The organism is Lacinutrix sp. MEBiC02404 (assembly GCF_053601575.1).
This window is the reverse complement of sequence record NZ_JBSHNV010000182.1, coordinates 48,004-72,717: the sequence shown is the minus strand read 5'-3', so window position 1 is coordinate 72,717 and position 24,714 is coordinate 48,004. Positions and strand designations below refer to the sequence as shown.

The following is a 24,714-nucleotide window of genomic DNA, read 5'->3' as shown; positions in this document are numbered from 1 at the left end:
ATATTATTGTTTCCGTAGCGGGGTGCAAATATAGATACCTTTTTCTTCTTGACAATACCTTTTTTAATCTTTTTTTTGATTATTTTTTTTGAAGCGTTCTAAGGCTTTAGTTTCAACCTTTTATAGCCTGAAGTTTTTTCCGAATTCGATGCCTGTAGTTTGATTTTTGCGTTAAGGATAGTAGCGATATCCTTTTTGGCAGTAATGAAACGTATACTTTATAAAATAATACTCCTTATATATAGACTACTTCTCTACTCTATATATAAGGTAACAAAAAGATATAGCGGATAGCCTGACGTTGGTTCACTCTTTAGTTAACCAACGGAACGCCCTGAAAATTACAAACCAAAACGCACTCCCTTCATTATTACTCAAAAAAAGGATGCACTACTCCTATTATATAACCCATTTCAATAGCTTGGGATTTATAAATTCTAAATTTATACCTATATATATATTGTGAGTGAATTTTTATACTATTATATTTGTCACTTACATTTAATATTACACAATGATACAGATTACTTTGCCTGATGGGAGCATAAAAGCGTTTGAAGAAAACACTACTCCTATGGATGTAGCTAAAAGTATTAGCGAAGGTTTGGCTAGAAATGTTATTTCGGCTAGTTTTAACGGTACAACCCTTGAAACTTCGACCCCGTTAACCACCGATGGATCTTTGATTCTTTATACATGGAACAACGATGAAGGTAAAACGGCATTCTGGCATTCTAGTGCACACGTACTAGCGCAAGCTTTAGAGAGTCTTTATCCTGGAATAAAACTTACTATAGGTCCAGCGATTGATAATGGATTTTATTATGATGTAGATTTTGGAGAACATATTGTTTCGGAAAAAGACTTCAAGTCTATTGAAAACAAAATGATAGAGATAGCTCGTGGTAAACATGAGTTCAAAATGAGAGATGCTTCTAAAGCAGAAGCTTTAGCTTTATATAAAGGTAATGAGTACAAAACAGAATTAATAGAAAACCTAGAAGATGGTACTATTACTTTCTGTGATCATGATACATTTACGGATTTATGTCGTGGTGGACACATACCAAACACTGGAATTATAAAAGCAGTTAAAATACTTTCTGTTGCGGGTGCTTATTGGAGAGGTGATGAAAAGAACAAACAACTTACACGTGTGTATGGTATTTCATTCCCAAAGCAAAAAGAACTTACTGCATATTTAGAATTATTAGAAGAAGCAAAAAAGAGAGACCATAGAAAACTGGGGAAAGAATTAGAACTTTTTACATTTTCTCAAAAAGTAGGTCAAGGATTACCATTATGGTTACCTAAAGGAGCTGCTTTAAGAGAACGTTTAGAAGATTTCTTAAAAAAGGCACAAAAGAAAGCTGGTTATGAAATGGTAATCACGCCACATATTGGTCAGAAAGAACTATATGTAACTTCTGGACACTATGAAAAATATGGTGCTGATAGTTTTCAACCAATAACGACACCTAAAGAAGGTGAAGAGTTTTTACTAAAACCAATGAATTGTCCGCATCACTGCGAGATATACAATAGCATGCAATGGTCTTATAAAGATTTACCAAAACGTTTTGCTGAATTTGGTACAGTATATAGGTACGAACAAAGTGGTGAATTACATGGTCTAACTCGCGTACGAGGTTTTACGCAAGATGATGCGCATATCTTTTGTACTCCAGATCAATTAGACAAAGAGTTTAAAGATGTAATAGATTTAGTTCTTTATGTTTTTGGTTCTTTAGGATTTGAAAACTTTACGGCACAAGTATCTTTAAGAGACCCTGAAACTCCTGAGAAGTATATTGGAAGCGATGAAAACTGGGAAAAAGCAGAGGCAGCAATATTAAATGCAGCAATAGACAAAGGTTTAAATTATGTTATAGAAACTGGCGAAGCCGCTTTTTACGGTCCGAAATTAGACTTTATGGTAAAAGATGCGCTTGGTAGACAGTGGCAATTAGGAACCATTCAAGTAGATTACAATTTACCAGAACGTTTTGAATTAACCTACAAAGGTAGTGATAACGAGCTACACAGACCGGTAATGATACATCGCGCTCCTTTTGGAAGTATGGAACGTTTTATAGCTATTTTATTAGAACATACTGCGGGTAATTTCCCACTATGGCTGATGCCAGACCAAGTAATTGTACTATCTATTAGTGAGAAATATGAAAAATACGCGAAAAAAGTTTTAAGTCTGCTAGAAAATAACGAAATTCGCGCATTGATAGACAATAGAAATGAAACGATGGGTAAAAAGATCCGAGAAGCGGAGATGAAGAAAATCCCATATATGATTATTGTTGGTGAAAATGAAGAGCAAGAAGGTAAAATCTCTGTTAGACAACATGGAGGAGAAGATTTAGGCATGATTAGTGTAGATGCATTCTCGGAAATTGTTGCGACAGAAGTAAATAAGACATTAAAACAATTTTAAAATAATAAGTTTAACTTAAATAGAAAAGTCATAGCAATACGTAGAAGAAGATCATCCTCGCCTAGAGTAATAAAAGAGGACCAACACAGAATTAACTCTAAAATTAGAGCTGAAGAAATTCGGTTAGTAGGAGATAATATTGAAGTAGGTGTATATAAAACAAAGCAAGCTTTAGCAATAGCAGACGAACAAGGTTTAGATCTTGTAGAAATCTCGCCTAAAGCAATACCACCTGTGTGTAAAGTTATGGACTACAAGAAGTTTCTTTATGAACAAAAGAAACGCGACAAAGCTTTAAAATCTAAGGCAACAAAAGTTATTATTAAAGAAATAAGATTTGGTCCTCAAACGGATGATCATGATTATGAATTTAAGAAGAAACATGCCGAAAAGTTTTTAAAGGAAGGAGCTAAATTAAAAGCTTTTGTATTCTTTAAAGGACGTTCTATAATTTTCAAAGAACAAGGACAAATTTTATTATTAAAATTAGCTCAAGATCTGGAAGAATTAGGGAAGGTAGAACAAATGCCAAGATTAGAAGGTAAACGTATGACTATGTTTATCGCTCCAAGAAAGAATAAATAGACAATAGTGTATACTATTGCATATGTGCTAAAACGAGTTTAGCATAAAAATAATAAGCGAAATTATAAAACCTAGGAAAAAAATGCCTAAAATGAAAACAAAATCTAGTGCCAAAAAGCGTTTTAAGCTTACAGGTACTGGTAAAATTAAAAGAAAGCACGCCTTTAAAAGTCACATCTTAACAAAGAAGTCTAAAAAGCGTAAGCTTAAATTAACTCATGATGGTTTAGTACATAAAGCAGATGAGAGAAACGTTAAAATCATGTTACGTATAAAGTAATATCGTTTTAATAGGTTAATACCAATTAATAACCCTGGAGTTAGGCAAACTAAAAGTGTCATTAAATTGATCGCCTACTACAAAAAACAATTAAAATTATGCCAAGATCAGTAAATTCAGTAGCAAAAAGAGCCAGAAGAAAAAAGGTTCTTAAGCAAGCAAAAGGTTACTTTGGACGTCGTAAAAACGTTTGGACAGTAGCAAAAAATGCGGTTGACAAAGCGATGCAATATTCGTATAGAGACCGTAGAGTAAAAAAGAGAACATTTCGTGCACTATGGATCACGCGTATTAACGCAGGAGCTAGAGAACATGGTTTATCTTATTCACAATTCATGGGAAAAGTAAAAGCTAACAATATCGAATTAAACCGTAAGGTTTTAGCTGATTTAGCGATGAACAGCCCAGAAGCTTTCAAAGCAATTGTAGATAAAGTAAAATAAGGCATTTGCCTAAATAATAACATATTTCGCTTATAAAGAAATCCGAATCTTCATTGATTCGGATTTTTTTTTGCCTTTTTTCAAAACTTCATAAACAATCGTATTGAAATATAATAACTATCTTTCGGTATAAAACAGCTTTCTCATGAATCGTATTTATATCCTTTCTATTCTATTACTATCCTTTACCATCACAACTTTTAGCCAAGAAGCCAAAGAGAAAGAAAAAGCCACTTGGGATGTTTCGAATCCCGAAGGTAATTGGAATTTTAAAGAAATTCCACTTTCCACAAATGAAGGCACTTGGATGAATCTGGATGTGAGTCCGGATGGTTCTAAAATTACATTCGATTTACTTGGTGATATCTATATCATGCCTATTCAAGGAGGAAAAGCTACCATTTTAAGAGCAGGATTGCCTTTTGAAATTCAACCACGTTTTAGTCCGGACGGCAAACAAATTTCATTTACAAGCGATGCTGGCGGCGGAGATAATATTTGGATTATGGATATAGATGGAAGCGACGCTAAACAGGTAACCAAAGAAAAATTCAGACTTCTTAATAATGCTATTTGGACTCCAGATGGCAATTATCTAATCGCAAGAAAACATTTTAGTTCGAAAAGATCTTTAGGCGCAGGAGAATTATGGATGTATCATAAATCTGGCGGAAGCGGATTGCAACTAACAAAAAAGAAGAATGACCAACAAGATGTTAATGAGCCTAGTCTGTCTTTGGATGGAAAACATTTATATTACAGTGAAGATGTTTATCCTGGCGGTTTTTTTCAGTATAACAAAGATCCTAACAAACAAATCTATGTTATAAATGCATACGATATGGAAACTGGTAAAACCGAAAGAATAACTGGTGGACCTGGAGGTGCAGCGAGACCACAAATTTCAAGAGATGGTAAAAAGCTAGCTTTCATAAAACGTGTTCGTACCAAAACTGTGTTATATATTCATGATTTAGAAACTGGTGAAGAATGGCCAATTTATGATACATTAAATAAAGACCAACAAGAAGCTTGGGCTATTTTTGGTGTGTATACAAACTTTAATTGGATGCCAAATAATGAAGATATTGTGTTTTGGTCTGGTGGAAAAATAAACCGGATTAATACCAATACCTTGAAAGTTACTAGTATTCCGTTTCAAGTGGACACAACTATAAAAATTGCCAAGGCTATCGAATTTGATACACCTGTTGCACCAGATACTTTTGACGCTAAAGTGATTCGTCATTTGGTAACATCACCAGACGAAAAGACCGTTCTTTTTAATGCGCTTGGTTATTTATGGACTATGAAAATGCCAAAAGGAACTCCGAAACGACTCACTAGTGGAACCGATTTTGAGTTTGAGCCTAGCTTTTCTCCCGATGGGAAAAACATTACTTATGTTACATGGAATGATGAAAACCTAGGAACTATTCAAACCATCTCTGCAAAAGGAGGAACTCCTAAAAAATTAACTAAAGAAAAAGGCATCTATAGATCACCTGCTTATTCTGCAAATGGGAACCTTATTGTTTTCAAAAAGCAACCTGGTAATACAGCACAAGGAAGAGCTTTTACAAAAAAGGACGGCTTATATACGATGGATACCAACGGAAATAATATTCAGTTTATAACTAAAGAAGGAGATTTCCCTATTTTTAATGCAGAAGAAAACCGCGTAATGTATCAAAAAGGCGGTATGTTTTTTGGAGCCATCACCAAAGAATTAAAAAGCGTAGATTTAAATGGAAAAGACGAACGTATTTTAATAAAATCGGAACACGGAAATAGAATCGTTCCTAGTCCGGATGGAAAATGGATTGCATTTATCCATCTTCATAAAGTTTATATGGCGCCAATGCCACAGGCTGGTAAGACCATAGATTTAAACGATACCTCAAAATTTGTACCTATTACGCAACTTTCCAAAGATGCAGGTATCAATTTGCATTGGTCTGCGGATAGTAAAAAAGTACATTGGACTTTAGGAAACACTTACTTTACTGCCGAAGCTTCGGAAGAAACCAAATTAACAGAAACAGGAATCCAAATTCCGCTTACTATAAAAACAGATAAACCAGAAGGAATAATAGCTTTGAAAGGTGCCCGAATTATTACTATGGAAGGCGATCAAGTTATTGAAAACGGAACCATTGTAATAAAGAATAATAGAATTGAAGCTATTGGAAGCGCTTCCGAAATCCCTATTCCGTCTCAGGCAAAAATTTATGACGTTACCGGAAAAACGATAATGCCAGGAATGGTAGATGTACACGCACATATTGGTGCATTCCGAGCAGGATTAACTACACAAAAGCATTGGCAATTTTATGCAAATCTAGCGTATGGTGTTACTACTTCCCATGATCCTTCTGCAAATTCGGAAACTGTTTTTGCGCTTTCCGAATTACAAAAAAATGGGACTTTAGTTGGACCACGCCTCTACTCTACTGGGTTTATATTATATGGTGCAGATGGTGATTTTAAAGCAACTATTAATAATTTAGAAGATGCGCGTTCTTCTATTCGACGCACAAAAGCATTTGGTGCATTGTCGGTTAAAAGTTATAATCAGCCAAGGCGAGAACAACGTCAGCAAGTATTACAAGCCGCTCGCGAAGAAGGTATATTTGTAGTTCCTGAAGGCGGATCTACATTTTATCATAATATAACGATGATTATGGATGGCCATACTGGCGTCGAACATAATATTCCGGTTGCTCCTGTTTATAAAGATGTTTTAGAACTTTGGGGAAATAGTAATGTTGGTTATACACCAACACTTATAGTAAACTATGGCGGATTAAATGGGGAAGTATATTTCTATCAGAACACCAAGGTTTGGGAAAACGAAAAGTTACTAAAGTTTATGCCTAGGAGTATTATTGATTCTAGATCTAGACATCGTACTATGGCACCAGAAGAAGAGTACAAAAACGGTCATATTTTAGTCTCTGAAACCTGTAAAGCGCTAGCGGATGCAGGTGTAAAAGTAAATCTTGGAGCGCATGGACAGTTACAAGGTCTTGGTGCACACTGGGAATTATGGATGCTACAACAAGGTGGCATGACTAACCATGAAGCACTAAAAGCTGCAACTATACATGGTGCAGATTATTTAGGAATGCATGCAGATATAGGTTCTTTAAAACAAGGAAAGCTTGCCGATTTAATTGTGATGGAAGATAATCCGTTGGAAGATATTCGAAATTCGGAGAGTATTATTTACACCATGATTAATGGTCGTTTATACGATACGGAAACGATGGATGAAATTGGAAACTATTCTAAAAAGCGAACACCTTTTTATTGGGAAAACAACAAATACAATGCAGGTTTTCCTTGGAATGAAGATAGTGCGAGTTTTACCCGAGGTGCTTGCGGCTGTCACTTAGGCACACATTAAAAATTAATAAAACCGAATCTTAATGGATTCGGTTTTTTTTGTTATACTATAGAAAACAAATTAAACAATATATGAAGCAGGTAAAAATGGTTATTACAGATATGGATGGTACCTTATTAAACTCCAATCATGAAGTTAGCCACAGATTTTTTGATGTTTTTAAACAATTAAAAAAGCAGAACATTTTGTTTGTTGCAGCTAGCGGAAGACCTTATTATAGTATTATCACAAAACTAGCGGCTATTAAAGAAGATATTATTATTGTTGCCGAAAATGGTGGATTAGTTTTAGAGCAAGACAACTTACTTTTATCTAATGCCATTGCTAATAAAAAACTGGCTAACCTTTTTACTATTGTAAATAGCATAGAAAACACTTTCCCGATGTTTTGCACGAAACACCAAGCGTATATTAAAAGAGCTTCAGAGGATATGATTCAATTGTTTTCGGAATATTATTCGAACTATACCATTATTGATTCTATGGACGAAATTAAAGATCCCGTGATTAAAATTGCGTTGTATCATGCTACCAATTCGGAAGCGAACATTTATCCTTTTGTAAAACATTTATCTCCGGAATATAATGTTGTTGTTTCTGGTAATCATTGGGTAGATATATCGGAAGCAGAATCTAACAAAGGGCATGCTTTACGTTTTCTTCAAAAAAAGCACGATATAAGTCCGGCAGAAACGATGGCCTTTGGCGATTACAATAATGATTTTGAAATGTTACAAGGTGCAAGTTATAGTTATGCTATGGAAAATGCCCACGAAAATATTAAAGCCATTGCTAATTATCAAACTACCAATAATGATGATTTTGGTGTAGAGCGTGTTTTAGAGGAATTAGTTTCCAAAGGCAGTTAATACTACATGCCTTCCGGAAGCATGATTTCTATGTTCACAAAGATAAATACCTTGCCAAATCCCTAGGTTTAATTTTCCGTTTGTTATTGGAATTTGAACCGAAGTGCCCATTAAAGATGCTTTAATATGTGCAGGCATATCATCTACTCCTTCATACGTATGTTTGTAATAGGGCTGATTTTCTGGAACCATTTTATTGATATGGCTTTCAAAATCTAGTCGAACTGTTGGATCTGCGTTTTCGTTTATGGTTAAACTAGCGGAAGTATGCTTTATAAAAACCTGTAATTGTCCGATTTGGATTTCACTAATTTCTAAAAAAGAAGCTTCTATCTGTTCGGTGATTAGATGAAAACCTCTGGAATAGGATTGTAATTTTATTTCCTTTTGAAAAAAATGCATAAAAACGGATTGTGTTTACTATTTAGATTCTTCGGTAATCTCGTCTATTGCAAACTTAAATTCTTCCCAATTAATGAAACCATCACCATCTTTATCATATCCTTCAATAAGTTTAGAGGAAACTAATCCGCGAATAAATCCGTTAATTTCTGCTTCTTTAAGCAATTTTACGATTTCACTTTTGGAAAGTTTACCATTACTATCTTTATCAAAGAAATGAAAAGCTTCTTCTGGAGTGTTAAAATTGTTTGTAATTAGGATTTGAATTTTGTTTAAGATAATTTCTTTAGTTGCCATATTATTGTTTTTTCAAAAACAAATACTCTCTAAAAACCATGTATTGAAAAATAATATAAAACAGTGCATTAAAAATCCAAATATCAATGTATGGATTTTCATATAATACTAAATCTAAGTTTCCGAATAAAAAAATAGTTATACTACAGCATAAATATAAAATTAAACCAATGGAAAAATTAAAATAATTATGTTGTACATCTAGGTTTTTAATAATAAAAGACAAAGCATAGGCTACTAAAATTATAGATGTAGAAACAATTTCATAGATATTAAAACCCCAAAACAACTGCGGATTGGAATAATACATGCTTGCTAAAATGCATATCTGTATACCAAAAACGACAACTATTAATTGTTTCCATCTTTTTTCTTTAAAAAGCTTATAAAACAGGGCACTTAAAAAAGCGAATTGAAAAACAAAATAGAAATGCGAAATAAATAAATTCAAATTAGGATGTAGAAACCCAATAATATGGCACGTAATTTCTATTACAGACAATGCTATTAAGTATACTAAAAAGACGTTATAAACTTTCTTTCTAATAACACCATCTTTTACAAATAAAATCGTGTTACCTAATAAAAAAGCTAACCCAATCAAACTAACAAGGAAACCAAATAATAAATTCATGATCTAGGGTGTATTTTTAAGCTTTTGATTCTTATTACAGGTACGGAAAGCTATTCCGCTTTTCTGTATCCATATAAGTAAGTAGGTGGTGCAAATTTATGTAAATAAAAGAAATATACTTAAAAATATACGAATTAAAAATAAATGCACTCGAAGGCTGCATACTTAATTGTCATGTTGTGTTTGTTATATTTCTTCTATAGTTGAAGTTTTGTTAGGATTTGCGTTAAGGATTGTAGTGGCATCCTTTTTTTATGTTTGTTCCTCTATTTTGCTTGGTATTTGCAAAATAGGGGAATAATAAGTAAAAAAAGATATAACGAAAAGCCTGCCAGTTCTTGCTCTTCTTAAAAAAGAGCGAGAATAGAACGCCATTATAATATTATAAAAAAGATTAAAAAAAAACAGTGACATATATCTATGACACTGTTTAATAATATAGGGAATCACTTCAATAATTGATTATTGATTAATAGCGGATGCAAAGTTAATTGTTCTTTGCATATATCTAATTAAATAGATTTAAAGTGCAGCAGTTTGTATGTAAACGACATTTTACATTGTTTTCTAAGCACAAAAAAGGCCGTATTGCTACGACCTTTTTCTACCTACAAATGATTAATGCTATTGTTTAATCACTCTCTTCGAAATTTCCCCAAACCTCGATTTTATTTTTAACAGATAGATACCTTGACTAAAATTAGAGAGATCTAAACGATTGTTCTCTTGATTGTAATTTTTATGTAATAATGCACGCCCATTCATATCATATACCGCTACTTCAAAGTCTGTATTTAATGTGTTTGAAATAGTAAGTACTCCGTTTGTTGGATTAGGATATACACGAATGCTATTTTGCATGTCGATTTGATTAACATCTAATGTTTGACTAGCTATAACTTCATTAGAAATGGTAGAACAATTAGATTGCCCATTCAATACAACTCTAAATTTAAGCATGGTAAGTGTGTCTAAATTGTCTCCTGCAAAAGTTAAAGTCTGCGTTGTTGCACCAGAAACATCTGGATCTGTTAATGAATCATCTAATTCCATCCATCCTTCTGGAGCAGGAGAACCATCTGGTGCTTCTCCTGTTAAAGAATACTCCCATTGGTATGAAGCAACACCTGAAGCTACAATGCTAAAAGACACAGTATTATCTGTATCAGAGAATGTTTGATCTTGAGGTTGCTCTACAATCAACGCTTGTGGAAGCATTGGAGAACCCGCTAAAAAATTACCTGTTGTTCCCGTTAATGGAAAACCTATTAACGTACCACTTATTGCATTTGAAGATGCATTAGTAAGCATAGACTCTGCTGTATTATCTTGAGCATTATCTCCTTGGTTAAATGGATAATATGCAACTAAGCCAATTTCACTAGATTGTAATTCACAATACTTAAAGTGGTCAATTTGCGATGCAGTTCTTGCAACATCCCAGATTCTAACTTCGTCTATATCACCAATGAAATCTTCTGTTCTAGCATTACCGCCAATTACAAAATTAGAAGATACATTTCCAAATGCGCCATTTGCAGTTGTAGAACTTATCAAAACTCCATCCACATATATACTAACCGTAGATCCATCATAACTAGCAGCAACATGTTGCCAAGTATTGGTTATTACTGTATTAGATGCTGTAACCGTTAAAATTGAAAAACTTGGTATATTCAATGCAACAACATAGTTATTACTATCTCTTCTTAATAGCATTTGAAATTCACTATTATTTGTTGGGTAAGAATAGTTACCAACAATAGTACCTAATCCTGTATTTGATTCTGGTCTAACCCAAGCCTCAAGCGTAACAGTATCTTCTCCAACAAAATGCGTTGTTAAATGTGTACTTAAATCTACAACATCTAATCCGTCAAAATTTAAATGTGTAGCTGGTAACGGATCATTAACGGTTACAACAACCTCTTCTCGTTCACTTTCGCAACCTGCATCATTTGTACTAACTACCCAATAAGAAGTATTTCCTAATGTTGCAGTACTTGGTGTTAGTGATGCATAATCACTACCTCCTGTTGCTACTGTATACCATAATAAACCAGTACCATTAGCGGCTGTTGTAGCATTTAATGGAGTGGCTGTATCGCCTTGATTATAGATTATTGGTGTTGTAACTGTTGGTGCATCTGGTGCATTATTAATAGTTACATTAACAGCAGTTCTACTACTTTCAATACCATCTATGGTTTGAGAAACGTAATAAGTTCCTGTTGCTAATACCGTTGTTGTGCTTAAGGCTGTACTTTCTGTTTCACTAATATACCACTGTAAGTTAGTTCCTGTTGCTTCTAAATTTATAACTGTTGCTCCCACGCAATATGCTTGATCGTTGGCTGTTGGGGCATCTGGTGCTTCTATAACAAAAGTTTTAAACCATAAATCAAAACTATTAATGGTAGTTCCATCTAAACCATACAGAAGACCATCTGCATAAGCAGCACCGCTAGTTAATGCAAACCCAATTTGTGTTACTCCATCTACTGCTGTAATATATGCGGTATATAGTTGTCCAGAGGTGACATTTACTGTTGTTGAAATAGAAATTTCATATTCGGTGTCCGATACAGTAGTTAATGTAAATGCTTCCGTAGCTAAAAGTGTCCCAGAATTACCTCCTCCTTCATAAATCTTTAACTCACAAGCCAAAGGAAAACTAGGAAGATTATAATATTGAAAATTAAATTGAGATAATGTACCATCCAATCCTGCTGTAAAGCCTTGTCCCCATCCTTCACGATCAATAGCAAAAGGACTATCGGTATTCGATTGATCAAGTGTTTGCCCATAAGACATAAATTGGCATAAAAATACCAATGCAAAAAAGTAAAATTTTAATTTCATAAATAATAAATTTGTTAGGTTATTAAGGACCACAAACGTAACCTATAATCCATGAAATACAAATAACAAGGGTTGAAATACATAACTATGTATGTAAACGACTACTTAAAATATTTTGAGAAGGATCTAGACAAAGGAATTTCTAAGCCATCTATAACGACTAATGTTGCTGTAATTCGCTGTACTTTAGAGGTATTTACCACATAAGACCTATGTGTTTGCGCAAATAATTTTGCTGGCAACATTTCTAGAATAGTACTTAGGGATTTTCGTACCGTGTACCGTTTTGAAATAGTTTGAATATTTACATAATTACCATCTGCCATTATATATTTAATATCGTTATAATCTAAACTAACCGTGTCATAGCCATCTTTAAACTGAAAAGTGTGTGTTTCTTTTTTCCGAATCGCCAAACTAATAGCTGCCAGTACATCCACTTTTTTTATAGGTTTTGTTAAATAAGCTTCCGGATTGGTGCGTAATGCTTCGTTCATCAATACAAAATCATGTTGCCCAGTAATAAAAATAACCGTTGCATTATCTTTTTTAGTTTTAGATAGCTCTATTCCTGAATTTCTACCATTCAAATTAATATCCATTAAAATAATATCGGGTAAAAAGGTATTCATTTCTATTATAGCAGTCTCTTTATCATTAGCCATTTTTATATTTTTGAAGTGTTCTTCTTGTAGCATTTCGAAAATATAATCGGCAATAATAATTTCATCCTCAACGATAAGGATTTTGGTGTTTTGTAAGCTAAGCATTATTAATTTTTTTTTCCAATGAAAATTTAAATCCGGTACTGGTTTCTATTTGATATTTAACCTTTAATTGTCGGCAGAGTTTATCTATTAGTTTTGGAGCTATTGTTTTATTCATTGCGGTTTTTCCGTTATCGGAATAATTGAAATATAACACATCGTTACTATAAGTTAAATCAAAATTAATTTCTTTGTATTCCTGATAATCAAAAGCGTGCTTTATAGAGTTTATACATAATTCGGAGAGTAACAATCCTAGATACATAGCGTAATCTGTATGGATTTCTACAGACGTTATATTAAAAGTTGTTTTAATGTTATTTTCTTTAAACAAATCAAAAAAGCTAAGTTGCACATCCTTAAGATAACTACTAATATCTATTTTTCTTTTATCTTCATTTTTATACAAATGTTTATGTAAAGTAGAAATAGCCTCGACTTTGGTTAGTATGTTTTTTAGTTGAAAACTCTCTTGTCTAGATGTTTTTTTTAATTGGTTTGAAATAAGAATAACTACCAATTGTAAATTATTATTAATACGATGATTGGCTTCACTCAATAAAAACTGATTTTCTTGAGATAAAGTTTGCAGACGTTTATTGCTATTTTTTTCTTTATTTAAAAAATAAGCGATTAAAAAAGCAACAACAATTACACATAAAAGAAGACCTACACTGACCAATAGTTTTGTTTTGTTAGTCGCTAAAGCCTTGTTTTTGTTATCTATTTCAAGCCTGTTAATTTTAATTTGATTTTCTTTATCTGTTAGTTTGTATTGCGCTTCTACATTTAATAACAATTCCTCCTTTTGTATTTCATTATACTTGGTAGTGAGTTCTAATCTGTGTTTTAAATACTCATATGCTTTTTCTGTATTATTAAGTCTAAAATACAAGTTTTGAATATTCTCATTAAAGATTATTTCATTGTATAATAAGTTATTATTTTTAGAAAAATCTGCTGCATATAAAGCCGTTTTCAATGCTTTGTCTAATTGATTGCTTCTTGCTAAAGCCATAATATAACTTATGTAAGCATCTGCTTCCTGTTGCTCCATATTATTACTTTTTGCAAATTCAATAATTTCCTCTAAATAGCGTATTGCCGTTTTATAATCTTTTTTACGTTCATAAACACCTGCAATCTCAAGTAAAGAATAAAACACATTATCTTTGTCCTTTATTTTTTTTGATAACTCCAGTGATTTATTGGCATAAAAAAGTGTTGAATCTTGTATATGATAAAACTCTGTAAAAAGTGCTGCTTTACGATTGTAATATTTAGCTAAATAAAGATCTTCCACCTTATTCTTCTTTAAAATAAGTGCTGCTTTATCAAGCTGAGCTCCAGATTCGACTAGCATAGTTCTCTTTCTAAAAAACTCTGCCATTTTTACATGATATAAAAACTTTAACTGCTTAGCATCAATATTTTTAATGCTCTCAAAAGCCTTAATGTAATAATCACTAGCTGTATCATAATCTAGTTTTAGTTTATAAACTTCTGCAAATCCTAAAAGCAAATGAATTTTCTGTTCCTCACTACTAGGTTCTATTAAGCGTTTAGCGTAATAGGTCATTGCTTCCTCTAGTTTATTTTCGGAAATTAAATTTTGACCAAAATCTACAATTTCATCCTTTTGAGAAAAGGACAATTGAAACATAAGCAATGAAATATAAAGAAAAAGATATCTCATACTAGGTTTTCTGCTTCTTCTTTTTAGCTGCAGGAAAGAGTACATTATTTAAGATAAGTCTATAACCTGGTGAAGTTGGATGTAAGTCTAATTCGGTTTTAGGATCCCCAACGCGATGGGTATAATCTTCAGGATCATGACCTCCATAAAACGTAAAAAATCCTTTTCCTTTTATACCATGAATGTACTTTGCTTCGCCATTGGTTTTATTTTCACCCATAACCAAGACGTTACTTTTAATTTCTTCGCGTGTAAAAGAAGTGGTTTGCCCCATAAAACCTTTAACCAATGCCGTGTGGTTTTGACATAACATACTTGGAATTGGATCCCATTTTGCAGAGTAATCCATCAGTGTAAAATAATCTACGGTTTTGGCTATTTTGCGTTTTTGCGTCATATCTATACTAGAAAACTCATATACATTCGGACTTTGTTCTAAGGTATAATCCTTAAAAGCAAAGGTTTTACTGTAGTCAATTTTATTTTGATAATTGGCATCGCTTCCATCGCCATCAAACATAGGCTCACAAATATCTAATCCTTGCGCAGAAAGTGCAATATCAAAACTATCTGTTGCACTACACATGGCAAACATAAATCCGCCACCAATTACATAGTCTCTTATTTTTAAGGAAACGGCTAATTTTTCTTGTGAAACTTTATCATAACCAAGTTTGGTTGCTAGTGCTTCTGCTTCCTTTTTTTCTTCAATATACCAAGCTGCAGTTTTATATGCTCTATAAAATTTACCATATTGCCCTGTAAAATCTTCATGATGTAAATGCAACCAGTCATATAATAAAAGTGCATCCCCTAAAACTTCTTCATCATAAATGGTTTCATAAGGAATTTCGGCATAGCTCAAAACCATAGTTACTGCGTCGTCCCAAGGCAATTTTCCTTTTGGACTATACACCGCAATTTTTGGTGCTTTTTCTAATACGACTGCTTCCATGTTTTTACTCGGACTACTAATTTCTTCGAGAATACTTTCCGCTTTAGCGTTCGATAATATTTCGAAAGAAACACCCCGTATTTGACATTCTCGTTGAATTTCCTGAGTATCTGGCACAAGAAAAGATCCGCCTCGATAATTAAGAAGCCATTTTACTTTTAATTGCTTTTCTAAAGTCCAATAGGTAATTCCGTAGGCCTTTAAATGATTTTTTTGCGTCTCTGCATCCATAGGAATTAGGATGTAAGAAGCGTAAGCTTGTGTAAATAAAAGTATTAGAAATAATGTGATTATTTTTTTCATTGGAAGAAAGGTACTTAAAAATATTCCGTTTAAACCTGCATTAATACAATTTTAACCAAGTACGCATTTATACTGCATATTTAAGTAATTTGTTATAGTGTGGCATACATTCTTTTAATAGTAGTTCTAAATGTTTCGGAAAAGTTTCCGTCTTTGGTTTATAGGCCAAATACCCTGTTGATTTATGAATATTAGCATACCAATATTTTGCCCAAACACCATCTTCTGATCTAGCTCCCGCTTGCCAATACAACATATTTTCATCAAAAGGAATACCTATAAAATCGCATAAGGAGGTTAATACCTTCTTCGGATTTAATAGTACTCGTTTCGAGTCTAGCACAATTGGTTTAATGTTATTTGCTTCAAAATAATCTAATAACTCGGCGTGTTTAGCATAACCAACATCCTCCAAACTTGGGTTTTCAATCACTTTATCAAAAGACGGAAGCATTTCATGAGGATCGCGCGTTAGCATGACATGATACACATTTTCGCCTTTCATAAAATCCCTATTGACATCCAACAAATGATGTGTCATATTTTTAAAAAAGAGGACGGGACTTTCTGTATTCGTCATCATTTCTTCTATCACTTTATTACCATCCTCTTCTAAAGCATTTAAAATATCTTGGGTTCCTGGATGGTATTCTTTAGCATCTGTATTCCTTAAATAATGTGCATACAACAGTTCATCAAAAACTTTGGTGTCTTCCCTTTGCGCAAAGCTATACATTAAAGTTGTGGAAATATTTCTTGGTCCAGACCACAAACAGATGCGTTTACTAGTTGCCATCTGTTACTTCTTTATCAATTAATTCATGATATAAACCACTTAATTTTCTTGTAAAATCACCATACGACTTCTCTCCTATTATTCTACCATCAATTTTGGTAACAGGCGTTAATCCTCCAAAAGTTCCAGTTACAAAAGCTTCGTCTGCACCATACACATCAAACAACGAAAAGTCCTTTTGGTGACAAGGAATATTATTTATTTTGCAAGCTTCAATAACTTTTGCTCTAGTAATACCATTCATACAGTATTGTCCGGTAGACGTATACACCTCTTCGTTTTTAATAATAAAGAAATTGGTTGCATTACAAGTTGCAACAAAACCGTTAGCATCTAGCATCAAAGCTTCGTCTGCTCCAGCTTCAATGGCTTGAATAAGCGCTTGTACTTCGTGCAGTTTACTATGGCAATTTAATCTAGGGTCTAGATAATCTGGAGATCCACGACGAACCGTACTTGTAAATAAAGTAATTCCTTTCTCTTTACTTTCTGGTGAAGCTTTTTTGTATTCTGGTAAAATAACTACATTTGGTCCAGAAATAGTTAATCTAGGATCTTGCGAAGGTGTTTTTTTAATTCCTCTAGTAATCATAATACGCACATGTACATTGTCTTGCATATTATTTCTGTTTAAGGTTTTCCATACTTCTTCAATCAACCCTTCTTTAGTAAAAGGAAATTGCATACCAACAGCTGCAGCAGATTGCCACAATCTATCTAAATGATCTGTAAGAAAAACGAGAACACCTTGATGTAAACGCAATGCTTCCCAAATGCCATCTCCAACTAGATAACCACTATCTAAAACCGAAATTTTAGCGTCTTCTCTTTGGAAGAATTCTCCGTTAATATAAATTTGAATATCTTTGTTTCTGCTGTCTTCTACAGCATTATGTGTACCATGAACCATGAACTTATTATCTTTTTAATTTTGAAACTTAAAGATAATGAAAAACGTGGTAATTCGTCTAAGAAATTAAATCAGAAATCTTTTTGGTACTAGGAAATTGCTCAAAGATAATTTTGAGAAAAACAGTAATAGGAATAGCCATTATAAGACCTGGAATTCCCCAAAGGAAACCCCAAAACATTAACATTATTAAGACAGTTATAATGTTTATAGAGAATGATTTGCCCATAAAAATTGGTTCTAAAATGGCACCAAACAATACTTGAACTCCGGTAATAGCGATTACAAAGAAAAACAAAGTACTTGTTGGATCTAATTCGATAAACGCAAAAATAGAAAGTGCAATTACCGCAATAAAGGAACCTACCATTTGTACAAAATTAATTACAAAGGCAAAAAGCCCCCAGAAAATAGGGAAACTAACATCAAAGAAATAGCAAGCCAAACCGGTACCAACTCCTGTCAAAAAGCTAACTAAAAACTTTACTTTTATAAAGGTGTTTAGTTCTTTCTGAATTTTACCATAGGCAAGTAAAGAAGTTCGTTTTTTCTTTAAAACCATTTTATTTAAAACATCTTGCATATTAATAGACTCTGCTAATAAGAGTACCACGAAGAATGCCGTCATGAGTAACATGGTTAAAAATTGGCGTAAAAAACCAACCGTTGTACCAATATTTTCTTTTTGAATAAATTGCGCTAAGATGTTTTTATCTTTTTGCATCTCTACCCCAAAAGTATTTTCTAAATATAGGGCTGCATCATTTATTTTAACTTCCGCCTTGTCAAAAAAAGCAGTATCACTCGCCATAATTTGTTTGCTAGACAATTTAATAAGCTCTACTCCCATTTTCACTCCTACAGCGATTAATAAAACGACTATAATTATGCTTAATATTTTTGGGACTCTACGTTTACCTAACCAACGCATTACTGGTAAAAACAACAATGCAATAAACATAGCAAATACCAAAGGAATAAATATAAAAGACAATACTTTTAATAGATAAAACAATATAGGTATCACTATAATTAATAGTAGTATGTTGGTAGTTCTGCGTTCGCTTAACATGTAGGTTTTTATTTTTCTATTTGATTTAGCTATTAAAAAATCAGTTTAAAATGGTACATCATTATCATCAAAATCATCTGGAGCACCAAATGCATCACTTGGTGATGGTAAATTTTCAGATTTAAAAGTATCATCATTTGCGGCTGCATTCATTTTAGAATGAAACTCAAAAGGCGAATCAAAATCGTCCAGATTATCAAACTTACCTAAGTTTCCAATAAACTTTAAACGTATATTTTCTAGTCCACCATTTCTATGCTTTGCAATAATAAATTCGGCTTGCCCTTCTGTTGGGGAGCGTTCTTCATCATCCCATTCATCAATTTTATAATATTCTGGTCTGTAAATAAAACTCACAATATCTGCATCTTGCTCAATTGCTCCAGATTCACGTAAATCGGATAGTAAAGGTCTTTTACTTCCTCCACGTGTTTCTACAGCACGCGATAGTTGTGATAAAGCAATTACCGGAATACTTAATTCTTTTGCTAATGCTTTCAAGTTTCTAGAAATCATAGAGATTTCTTGTTCCCGATTTCCACCGTGGCTACTACCACCAGTCATTAATTGCAAATAATCTACCATGATCATTTTAATACCATGTTGGGATGCTAAACGTCTTGCTTTTGCACGTAAATCGAAAATAGAGAGTGATGGTGTATCATCAATAAACAAAGGTGCTTTTTCTAAACCTTTTACTTTAACGTTTAGTTGTTCCCATTCGTGTTTTTCTAATTTCCCTGTTCTTAGTTTCTCGGAAGACAATCCCGTTTCACTAGAAATCAAACGTGTTATTAACTGTACGGAAGCCATCTCTAGAGAGAAGAACGCAACAGGTACATTTTGATCTACAGCAATATTTCTTGCCATAGATAAAGTTAATGCTGTTTTACCCATACCTGGACGAGCAGCAATAATAATTAAATCGGATGGTTGCCAACCAGAAGTAAGTTTATCTAATTTATTAAATCCAGTAGCAATACCACTTAAACCTTCTTTATTCGATATTTCTTCAATTTTCTTTTTCGCCTGAATTACTAAATCTTGCGCTGTTTCACTCGATTTTTTAATATTTCCTTGCGTTACTTCATATAGCTTCGATTCTGCTTTGTCTAATAAATCGAAAACATCTTGTGTTTCGTCATAGGCATCTTCAATGATTTCTGAAGAGATTTTTATTAAACTACGCTGAATAAATTTCTGTAAAATAATACGTGCGTGAAACTCAATATGGGCAGAAGAAGACACTTTTTGTGTCAGTGAAATTAGATAAAAATCTCCTCCAGACACATCTAGCTTTTGATTTTTCTTTAATTGGCTTGAAACGGTTAATAAGTCAATTGGTTCACTGTTTTCAAACAGTTGAAAAATAGCTTCAAAAATATGTTGATGTGCTTCTTTGTAAAAAGCATCTGCACTTAAAATATCAATAACTTCATCTACACCCTTTTTATCGATCATCATTGCACCCAGTACAACCTCTTCTAAATCAAGAGCTTGCGGAGGAATTTTCCCTCTTTCAAGATTGATTAATGTACTCTTATCGACTGGATAGCCTTTTACTTGATTTGGTTGCTTCATGTAAGCGAATGTAAATAAATTGTTGAGATATTAGTACGTATAAAGATAGTTCAATCTTCACAGGTAGTTAACATTTTAACTGTTAATAAGTAATAAATATTGTTAATAAGCATAAAAAAAACTGAAGCGTATGACTTCAGATTTTTTCATTAAGTGGTTTTATAAGGACTAGCCTTTATAAACACCTATGTTTGAGTATTTTTCCATACGTTGATTTACTAAATCTTTTGGTGATAAGTTTTTAAGCTCTTCAAAAGTTTTAAGAATAGCAGTACTTACAGAAGAAAACGTTTTTTCTCTATCTTGATGTGCACCACCAAGTGGTTCTTTAATTATTTCATCTACAATACCAAGCTTTTTCATGTCTGTTGAAGTAAGCTTTAATGCATCTGCAGCCTGTTCTTTATATTCCCAGCTTCTCCATAAAATAGAAGAACAAGATTCTGGTGAGATTACAGAGTACCATGTATTTTCAAGCATTAGCACTTTATTTCCAACACCAATACCTAATGCTCCTCCAGAAGCACCTTCACCTATAACAATTGTTATAATTGGCACTTTTAGCCTTGTCATTTCTAGTATATTTCTAGCAATAGCTTCTCCTTGTCCGCGTTCTTCTGCTTCCAAACCAGGATATGCTCCAGGAGTATCTAATAAAGTTACTACAGGAATTCCGAATTTTTCGGCAGATTTCATTAAGCGTAGTGCTTTTCTGTATCCTTCTGGATTTGCCATCCCGAAGTTTCTGTATTGTCTAGTTTTTGTATTGTATCCTTTTTGCTGACCAATAAACATAAAGCTTTGGTCTCCTATTTTACCAAGACCACCAATCATTGCCTTATCGTCTTTAAAGGTTCTATCTCCATGAAGCTCTAAAAAAGATTCGCCACAAAGTGCTTTAATATAATCTAAAGTATATGGTCTGTTAGGGTGACGTGACATTTGTACACGTTGCCATGGCGTTAGGTTTTTATATATATCCTTTTTGGTAGCTAAAAGCTTTTTCTCAATTTGCTTACAAGTTTCTGTAACATCTACATCACTTTCTGTACCAATAATTTGGCATTTTTGCAATTGATCTTCTAGCTCTTTTATAGGTAGTTCAAATTCTAAATATTCCATTTTTGAATTTAAGTTTAATTAATAGTTAGTGTGCAAAATTACGTATTTTTTTGTTTACTCTTTTATCTTCTTTGCTTTTAAAGCTTTCCAATTTTTCAAAATGCCGTTAAGTAGCACTACTCCAAGAATTAAAGATGCGCCATAATAAAAATTATTTGTCATTTTTTCTTTTTCAGGAAAAAGTAAAATGGCTAAAATAATACCGTAAATAGGTTCTAAATTATAGGTAAGAACAACGGTATATGGACTTATATATCGCATGACATGTACAGAAGCCATAAATGCATAGGCCGTACAAATAGATGCCAGAATGAATAAGTACATATAATCGGATGCTGGCAATTGAAAGAATGCAACGGAAAAACCATCATAAAAGACTAAAAGAAATATGGTTATAAAAGTGACTCCGCTTATAAACTCGTAAAACGAAATGCTTGTTGCAGAATACTTTTCTAAAAACTTTCCGTTTAGTACTGCAAATAATGAGGATAAGAATGCGGAAGTGATACCTAAAATAATTCCGGTAAGGTATTTCATTTCGCTTTGCGTGATAATGCATACTCCTAAAATTACAATAAGACCAAATACTATTTCGTACCAAATAACTTTTCGCTTATAGATTAATGGTTCAATTAATGAAGCGAAAAAAGCGCCTGTGGAAAACATGGCTAATGTTATAGAAATATTGGAAGCATCAATTGCTCCAAAAAAAGTAATCCAATGTAAAGCTATAATAACACCTGCAAAAGATAATTTTGCAATTGCGCTTAAGGAAAGTTTAATCTTCGTTTTAGAGACTGCAATGTAAACACCTACTAATATGCTTGCCATTAGCATTCTAAACCAAACTAATGGTACCGCATCCACCGTAATTAACTCGCCAAGTATGGCTGTAAATCCAGCAATAAATACGAGCACATGTAAATGCAGGTAGTTTTTTAGCTTATCGTTTAGCATTATATAATAAGTATGTAGCTAAAATACCAAATAGAATATTAGGAAACCAGACTGCTAATATTGGTGAAAAGTCGGATTGTGCCGCCATCACTCCAAAAATTTTATCAAAAAATACAAAAACCATGGCAATACAAATACCAAAGGCAAGGTTTACTCCCATTCCACCACGACGTTTTATAGAAGAAACAGCAACTGCTATAATGGTTAATATAAATACGGAAACTGGTAAACTCCACTTTCTGTATTGCACTAATTTATAGCGACCAATATTAGAAGAACCTCTTTTTTCTTCTTTTGCAATAAACTTTGTTAAATCACCATAAGTAAGAGTTTCTGCGATATATTCAACAGGAGTTAAATCTTCTAAATCAAAAGAAAACAAGGTGTCTTTTCTTCTTTCTTTTACTAAGATATCATCATGTTCTCCAATAGTTCTTTTTACATATTTAATCATTCTATATGTAGAATCTTTTTCAATAAAACGTATGTTTTGCGCTTCTATTTTATAGATCATTTTATCATTTTCAAAATGCTCTAAAGTAAAGTTATGCCCAAGTTTTTCTTTTATATTAAAACTACTTACATATATATAATCGTTGTCGTTAATCTGCCTAAACACATTTTTGGTATTTGCGGCACTTTTTCCTTTTTTAAAATATTTAAAATCAAAATCATTAAAACCTTTACTTGCTTCTGGCGCTAGATATAATCCTAAGATTAAAGCAAAGACTGCTACTATAGAAGCACCTATTAAATAAGGTCTTAAAAATCTGGTAAAGGAAACTCCGGAGCTTAAAAAGGCTACTATTTCTGTATTATTAGCTAGTTTGGAAGTAAAAAAGATAACCGATAAAAACAAAAACAATGGAAAAAGTAAATGTGCAAAATAAACGGTAAAGTCTACAAAGTAAAGTAGGACTTCGCCTAGTGGCACGTCATTTTCAAGAATTTTTCCAATTTTTTCGGCAAGGTGCACTGTTATTCCAATAGGAATAAAGAGTAGCAACATCATGAAAAATGTAGACAAATAGCGTTTTAGTATGTACCAATCAAGTATTTTCATTCTCTCCCAACCTCTCCAAAAGAAAGTGTTTTTAAGTGTTTAAATTGTTATAGACGTTTATCCATTTGTTTTACCATCATATCTTTCCAGGTTCTAAAATCCCCTGCTAATATATGTTTTCTTGCTTCACGAACCAACCACATATAAAAACCTAAATTATGAATGGTTGCTATTTGTTTTCCTAATAACTCATTCACATTAAACAAATGCTTCAAATATGCTTTACTGTATTCGGTATCTACAAAAGTAATTGCCATTTCGTCAATTGGAGAAAAATCGTCTTTCCATTTGGCGTTTTTCATATTCATTGTTCCATGCGCTGTAAACAACATACCATTTCTAGCATTACGAGTTGGCATTACACAATCAAACATATCAATACCTAAAGCAATGTTTTCCAGAATATTAATAGGTGTACCAACGCCCATTAAATAACGAGGTTTGTCTTCCGGAAGAATTTCTGTTACTACTTCTGTCATGGCGTACATTTCATCTGCTGGTTCCCCAACAGAAAGTCCGCCGATGGCATTTCCTTCTGCTCCTGCGTTTGCTATATATTCTGCCGATTGACGACGTAAATCTTTATAGGTACTTCCTTGAACTATTGGAAAAAATGTTTGTCCGTAATCATATTTTAAAGGTGTTTTCTCTAAATGGTTTATACATCTATTTAACCAACGATGCGTCATGTGCATAGAACGTTTGGCGTAGTTATAATCACAAGGATATGGTGTACACTCATCAAAAGCCATGATGATATCTGCACCAATACTTCGTTGAATTTCCATTACATTTTCTGGAGTAAACATGTGCATACTTCCATCTACATGCGATTTAAATTTAACGCCTTCTTCTTTAATTTTTCTATTTGCGGAAAGAGAATACACTTGATAACCACCTGAATCTGTTAGAATATTTCTATCCCAATTCATGAACTTATGTAATCCTCCAGCTTTTTCTAAAATGGTTGTTTTTGGTCTTAAAAACAAATGATAGGTATTCCCTAAAATAATATCTGGATTAATATCGTTTTTTAACTCACGTTGATGCACTCCTTTCACAGAAGCTACCGTACCAACAGGCATAAATATTGGAGTTTCTATTACACCATGATCTGTTGTCATGACTCCTGCTCTTGCACTACTTTGTGCATCTTTTCCTTTTAATTCAAATTTCATCCTAATATATTATGAAGTGGCAAATATAATTAACTAAACAAGATACCATCTTAAACATTTAATAAAATTACAATTTACGTTACA

The 24,714-nt window shown here is 33.0% G+C and carries 21 protein-coding genes; 6 read left to right on the top strand and 15 right to left on the bottom strand.

The features are described from left to right. Positions 1–514 precede the first annotated feature (514 nt). The 6 genes from thrS to ACVCXO_RS10365 all read left to right on the top strand — a co-directional run bounded on the left by thrS (position 515) and on the right by ACVCXO_RS10365 (position 8,035). Positions 515–2,449, top strand: a complete 1,935-nt coding sequence (thrS, locus tag ACVCXO_RS10390) for a threonine--tRNA ligase (protein ID WP_452229526.1) — start codon at positions 515–517, stop codon at positions 2,447–2,449. A gap of 69 nt (positions 2,450–2,518) precedes the next feature. Further along, positions 2,519–3,034 (top strand): translation initiation factor IF-3, encoded by a 516-nt coding sequence (gene infC, locus ACVCXO_RS10385; RefSeq protein WP_255564244.1) that lies wholly within the window; start codon positions 2,519–2,521, stop codon positions 3,032–3,034. Between the two features lie 82 nt (positions 3,035–3,116). Next, entirely contained in the window at positions 3,117–3,314 is a 198-nt protein-coding gene (gene rpmI, locus ACVCXO_RS10380; protein WP_055445374.1) for a 50S ribosomal protein L35, read from the top strand. A 98-nt stretch (positions 3,315–3,412) separates the two neighbouring features. Then, a complete protein-coding gene (gene rplT / locus ACVCXO_RS10375) occupies positions 3,413–3,757 on the top strand; it encodes a 50S ribosomal protein L20 (RefSeq protein WP_055445373.1) in 345 nt (114 codons plus the stop codon). A gap of 145 nt (positions 3,758–3,902) precedes the next feature. After that, the gene (locus ACVCXO_RS10370; RefSeq protein WP_452229525.1) at positions 3,903–7,166 is read left to right on the top strand and encodes an amidohydrolase family protein; all 3,264 of its coding nucleotides are present in this window, start codon (positions 3,903–3,905) and stop codon (positions 7,164–7,166) included. A gap of 71 nt (positions 7,167–7,237) precedes the next feature. Further along, positions 7,238–8,035 (top strand): HAD family hydrolase, encoded by a 798-nt coding sequence (locus ACVCXO_RS10365; RefSeq protein ID WP_452229524.1) that lies wholly within the window; start codon positions 7,238–7,240, stop codon positions 8,033–8,035. On the opposite strand, the gene ACVCXO_RS10360 is transcribed toward ACVCXO_RS10365, so the two are convergent. From ACVCXO_RS10360 to tgt, 15 genes are all read right to left on the bottom strand, one after another. Continuing rightward, positions 8,015–8,437 carry a secondary thiamine-phosphate synthase enzyme YjbQ gene (locus ACVCXO_RS10360; RefSeq protein WP_452229523.1) on the bottom strand — a complete coding sequence of 141 codons (423 nt, stop codon included), beginning with the start codon at positions 8,435–8,437 and terminating at the stop codon, positions 8,015–8,017. The two genes, ACVCXO_RS10365 and ACVCXO_RS10360, sit on opposite strands and share 21 nt — an antisense overlap. An 18-nt stretch (positions 8,438–8,455) precedes the next feature. Beyond that, positions 8,456–8,734, bottom strand: coding sequence for an EF-hand domain-containing protein (locus ACVCXO_RS10355; protein ID WP_452229522.1), 279 nt, complete (start codon positions 8,732–8,734; stop codon positions 8,456–8,458). A gap of 1 nt (position 8,735) precedes the next feature. Continuing rightward, positions 8,736–9,368, bottom strand: coding sequence for a hypothetical protein (locus ACVCXO_RS10350; protein ID WP_452229521.1), 633 nt, complete (start codon positions 9,366–9,368; stop codon positions 8,736–8,738). 624 nt (positions 9,369–9,992) lie between these two features. Beyond that, positions 9,993–12,230 carry a LamG-like jellyroll fold domain-containing protein gene (locus tag ACVCXO_RS10345; protein ID WP_452229520.1) on the bottom strand — a complete coding sequence of 746 codons (2,238 nt, stop codon included), beginning with the start codon at positions 12,228–12,230 and terminating at the stop codon, positions 9,993–9,995. A gap of 101 nt (positions 12,231–12,331) precedes the next feature. Beyond that, positions 12,332–13,000: a LytR/AlgR family response regulator transcription factor gene (locus tag ACVCXO_RS10340; protein ID WP_452229519.1), complete on the bottom strand. Its 669-nt coding sequence runs from the start codon at positions 12,998–13,000 to the stop codon at positions 12,332–12,334. Beyond that, positions 12,993–14,693 (bottom strand): tetratricopeptide repeat-containing sensor histidine kinase, encoded by a 1,701-nt coding sequence (locus ACVCXO_RS10335; protein ID WP_452229518.1) that lies wholly within the window; start codon positions 14,691–14,693, stop codon positions 12,993–12,995. The genes ACVCXO_RS10340 and ACVCXO_RS10335 overlap by 8 nt, the downstream gene beginning before the upstream one ends. A 1-nt stretch (position 14,694) precedes the next feature. Further along, positions 14,695–15,951 carry an asparagine synthetase B gene (locus ACVCXO_RS10330; RefSeq protein WP_452229517.1) on the bottom strand — a complete coding sequence of 419 codons (1,257 nt, stop codon included), beginning with the start codon at positions 15,949–15,951 and terminating at the stop codon, positions 14,695–14,697. A 67-nt stretch (positions 15,952–16,018) separates the two neighbouring features. After that, positions 16,019–16,747, bottom strand: coding sequence for a sulfotransferase-like domain-containing protein (locus tag ACVCXO_RS10325; RefSeq protein ID WP_452229516.1), 729 nt, complete (start codon positions 16,745–16,747; stop codon positions 16,019–16,021). Further along, entirely contained in the window at positions 16,737–17,657 is a 921-nt protein-coding gene (locus ACVCXO_RS10320; RefSeq protein ID WP_452229515.1) for an aminotransferase class IV, read from the bottom strand. Before ACVCXO_RS10320 ends, ACVCXO_RS10325 begins: the two co-directional genes overlap by 11 nt. Before the next feature lie 58 nt (positions 17,658–17,715). After that, positions 17,716–18,729 carry an AI-2E family transporter gene (locus ACVCXO_RS10315; protein ID WP_452229514.1) on the bottom strand — a complete coding sequence of 338 codons (1,014 nt, stop codon included), beginning with the start codon at positions 18,727–18,729 and terminating at the stop codon, positions 17,716–17,718. Between the two features lie 45 nt (positions 18,730–18,774). Continuing rightward, a complete protein-coding gene (gene dnaB / locus ACVCXO_RS10310) occupies positions 18,775–20,310 on the bottom strand; it encodes a replicative DNA helicase (protein ID WP_452229513.1) in 1,536 nt (511 codons plus the stop codon). Between the two features lie 168 nt (positions 20,311–20,478). Beyond that, positions 20,479–21,432 carry an acetyl-CoA carboxylase carboxyltransferase subunit alpha gene (locus tag ACVCXO_RS10305; RefSeq protein WP_452229512.1) on the bottom strand — a complete coding sequence of 318 codons (954 nt, stop codon included), beginning with the start codon at positions 21,430–21,432 and terminating at the stop codon, positions 20,479–20,481. 54 nt (positions 21,433–21,486) lie between these two features. After that, positions 21,487–22,389: a DMT family transporter gene (locus ACVCXO_RS10300; RefSeq protein WP_452229511.1), complete on the bottom strand. Its 903-nt coding sequence runs from the start codon at positions 22,387–22,389 to the stop codon at positions 21,487–21,489. Further along, positions 22,376–23,452, bottom strand: coding sequence for an LptF/LptG family permease (locus ACVCXO_RS10295; protein ID WP_452229510.1), 1,077 nt, complete (start codon positions 23,450–23,452; stop codon positions 22,376–22,378). Before ACVCXO_RS10295 ends, ACVCXO_RS10300 begins: the two co-directional genes overlap by 14 nt. Positions 23,453–23,499: 47 nt before the next feature. Next, on the bottom strand, positions 23,500–24,630 hold the full coding sequence (gene tgt, locus ACVCXO_RS10290) for a tRNA guanosine(34) transglycosylase Tgt (RefSeq protein ID WP_452229509.1): 1,131 nt from the start codon (positions 24,628–24,630) through the stop codon (positions 23,500–23,502). Positions 24,631–24,714: the final 84 nt, after the last annotated feature.

Coding starts and splice junctions, on each gene's coding strand:
- ACVCXO_RS10340 (WP_452229519.1), bottom strand. CDS start 13,000: ATGCTTAGCTTACAAAACACCAAAATCCTTATCGTTGAGGATGAAATT.
- ACVCXO_RS10330 (WP_452229517.1), bottom strand. CDS start 15,951: ATGAAAAAAATAATCACATTATTTCTAATACTTTTATTTACACAAGCT.
- tgt (WP_452229509.1), bottom strand. CDS start 24,630: ATGAAATTTGAATTAAAAGGAAAAGATGCACAAAGTAGTGCAAGAGCA.
- ACVCXO_RS10360 (WP_452229523.1), bottom strand. CDS start 8,437: ATGCATTTTTTTCAAAAGGAAATAAAATTACAATCCTATTCCAGAGGT.
- ACVCXO_RS10295 (WP_452229510.1), bottom strand. CDS start 23,452: ATGAAAATACTTGATTGGTACATACTAAAACGCTATTTGTCTACATTT.
- ACVCXO_RS10365 (WP_452229524.1), top strand. CDS start 7,238: ATGAAGCAGGTAAAAATGGTTATTACAGATATGGATGGTACCTTATTA.
- rplT (WP_055445373.1), top strand. CDS start 3,413: ATGCCAAGATCAGTAAATTCAGTAGCAAAAAGAGCCAGAAGAAAAAAG.
- ACVCXO_RS10305 (WP_452229512.1), bottom strand. CDS start 21,432: ATGGAATATTTAGAATTTGAACTACCTATAAAAGAGCTAGAAGATCAA.
- ACVCXO_RS10345 (WP_452229520.1), bottom strand. CDS start 12,230: ATGAAATTAAAATTTTACTTTTTTGCATTGGTATTTTTATGCCAATTT.
- ACVCXO_RS10300 (WP_452229511.1), bottom strand. CDS start 22,389: ATGCTAAACGATAAGCTAAAAAACTACCTGCATTTACATGTGCTCGTA.
- rpmI (WP_055445374.1), top strand. CDS start 3,117: ATGCCTAAAATGAAAACAAAATCTAGTGCCAAAAAGCGTTTTAAGCTT.
- ACVCXO_RS10370 (WP_452229525.1), top strand. CDS start 3,903: ATGAATCGTATTTATATCCTTTCTATTCTATTACTATCCTTTACCATC.
- ACVCXO_RS10325 (WP_452229516.1), bottom strand. CDS start 16,747: ATGGCAACTAGTAAACGCATCTGTTTGTGGTCTGGACCAAGAAATATT.
- dnaB (WP_452229513.1), bottom strand. CDS start 20,310: ATGAAGCAACCAAATCAAGTAAAAGGCTATCCAGTCGATAAGAGTACA.
- ACVCXO_RS10315 (WP_452229514.1), bottom strand. CDS start 18,729: ATGTTAAGCGAACGCAGAACTACCAACATACTACTATTAATTATAGTG.
- ACVCXO_RS10320 (WP_452229515.1), bottom strand. CDS start 17,657: ATGGTTCATGGTACACATAATGCTGTAGAAGACAGCAGAAACAAAGAT.
- ACVCXO_RS10335 (WP_452229518.1), bottom strand. CDS start 14,693: ATGAGATATCTTTTTCTTTATATTTCATTGCTTATGTTTCAATTGTCC.
- ACVCXO_RS10355 (WP_452229522.1), bottom strand. CDS start 8,734: ATGGCAACTAAAGAAATTATCTTAAACAAAATTCAAATCCTAATTACA.
- ACVCXO_RS10350 (WP_452229521.1), bottom strand. CDS start 9,368: ATGAATTTATTATTTGGTTTCCTTGTTAGTTTGATTGGGTTAGCTTTT.
- thrS (WP_452229526.1), top strand. CDS start 515: ATGATACAGATTACTTTGCCTGATGGGAGCATAAAAGCGTTTGAAGAA.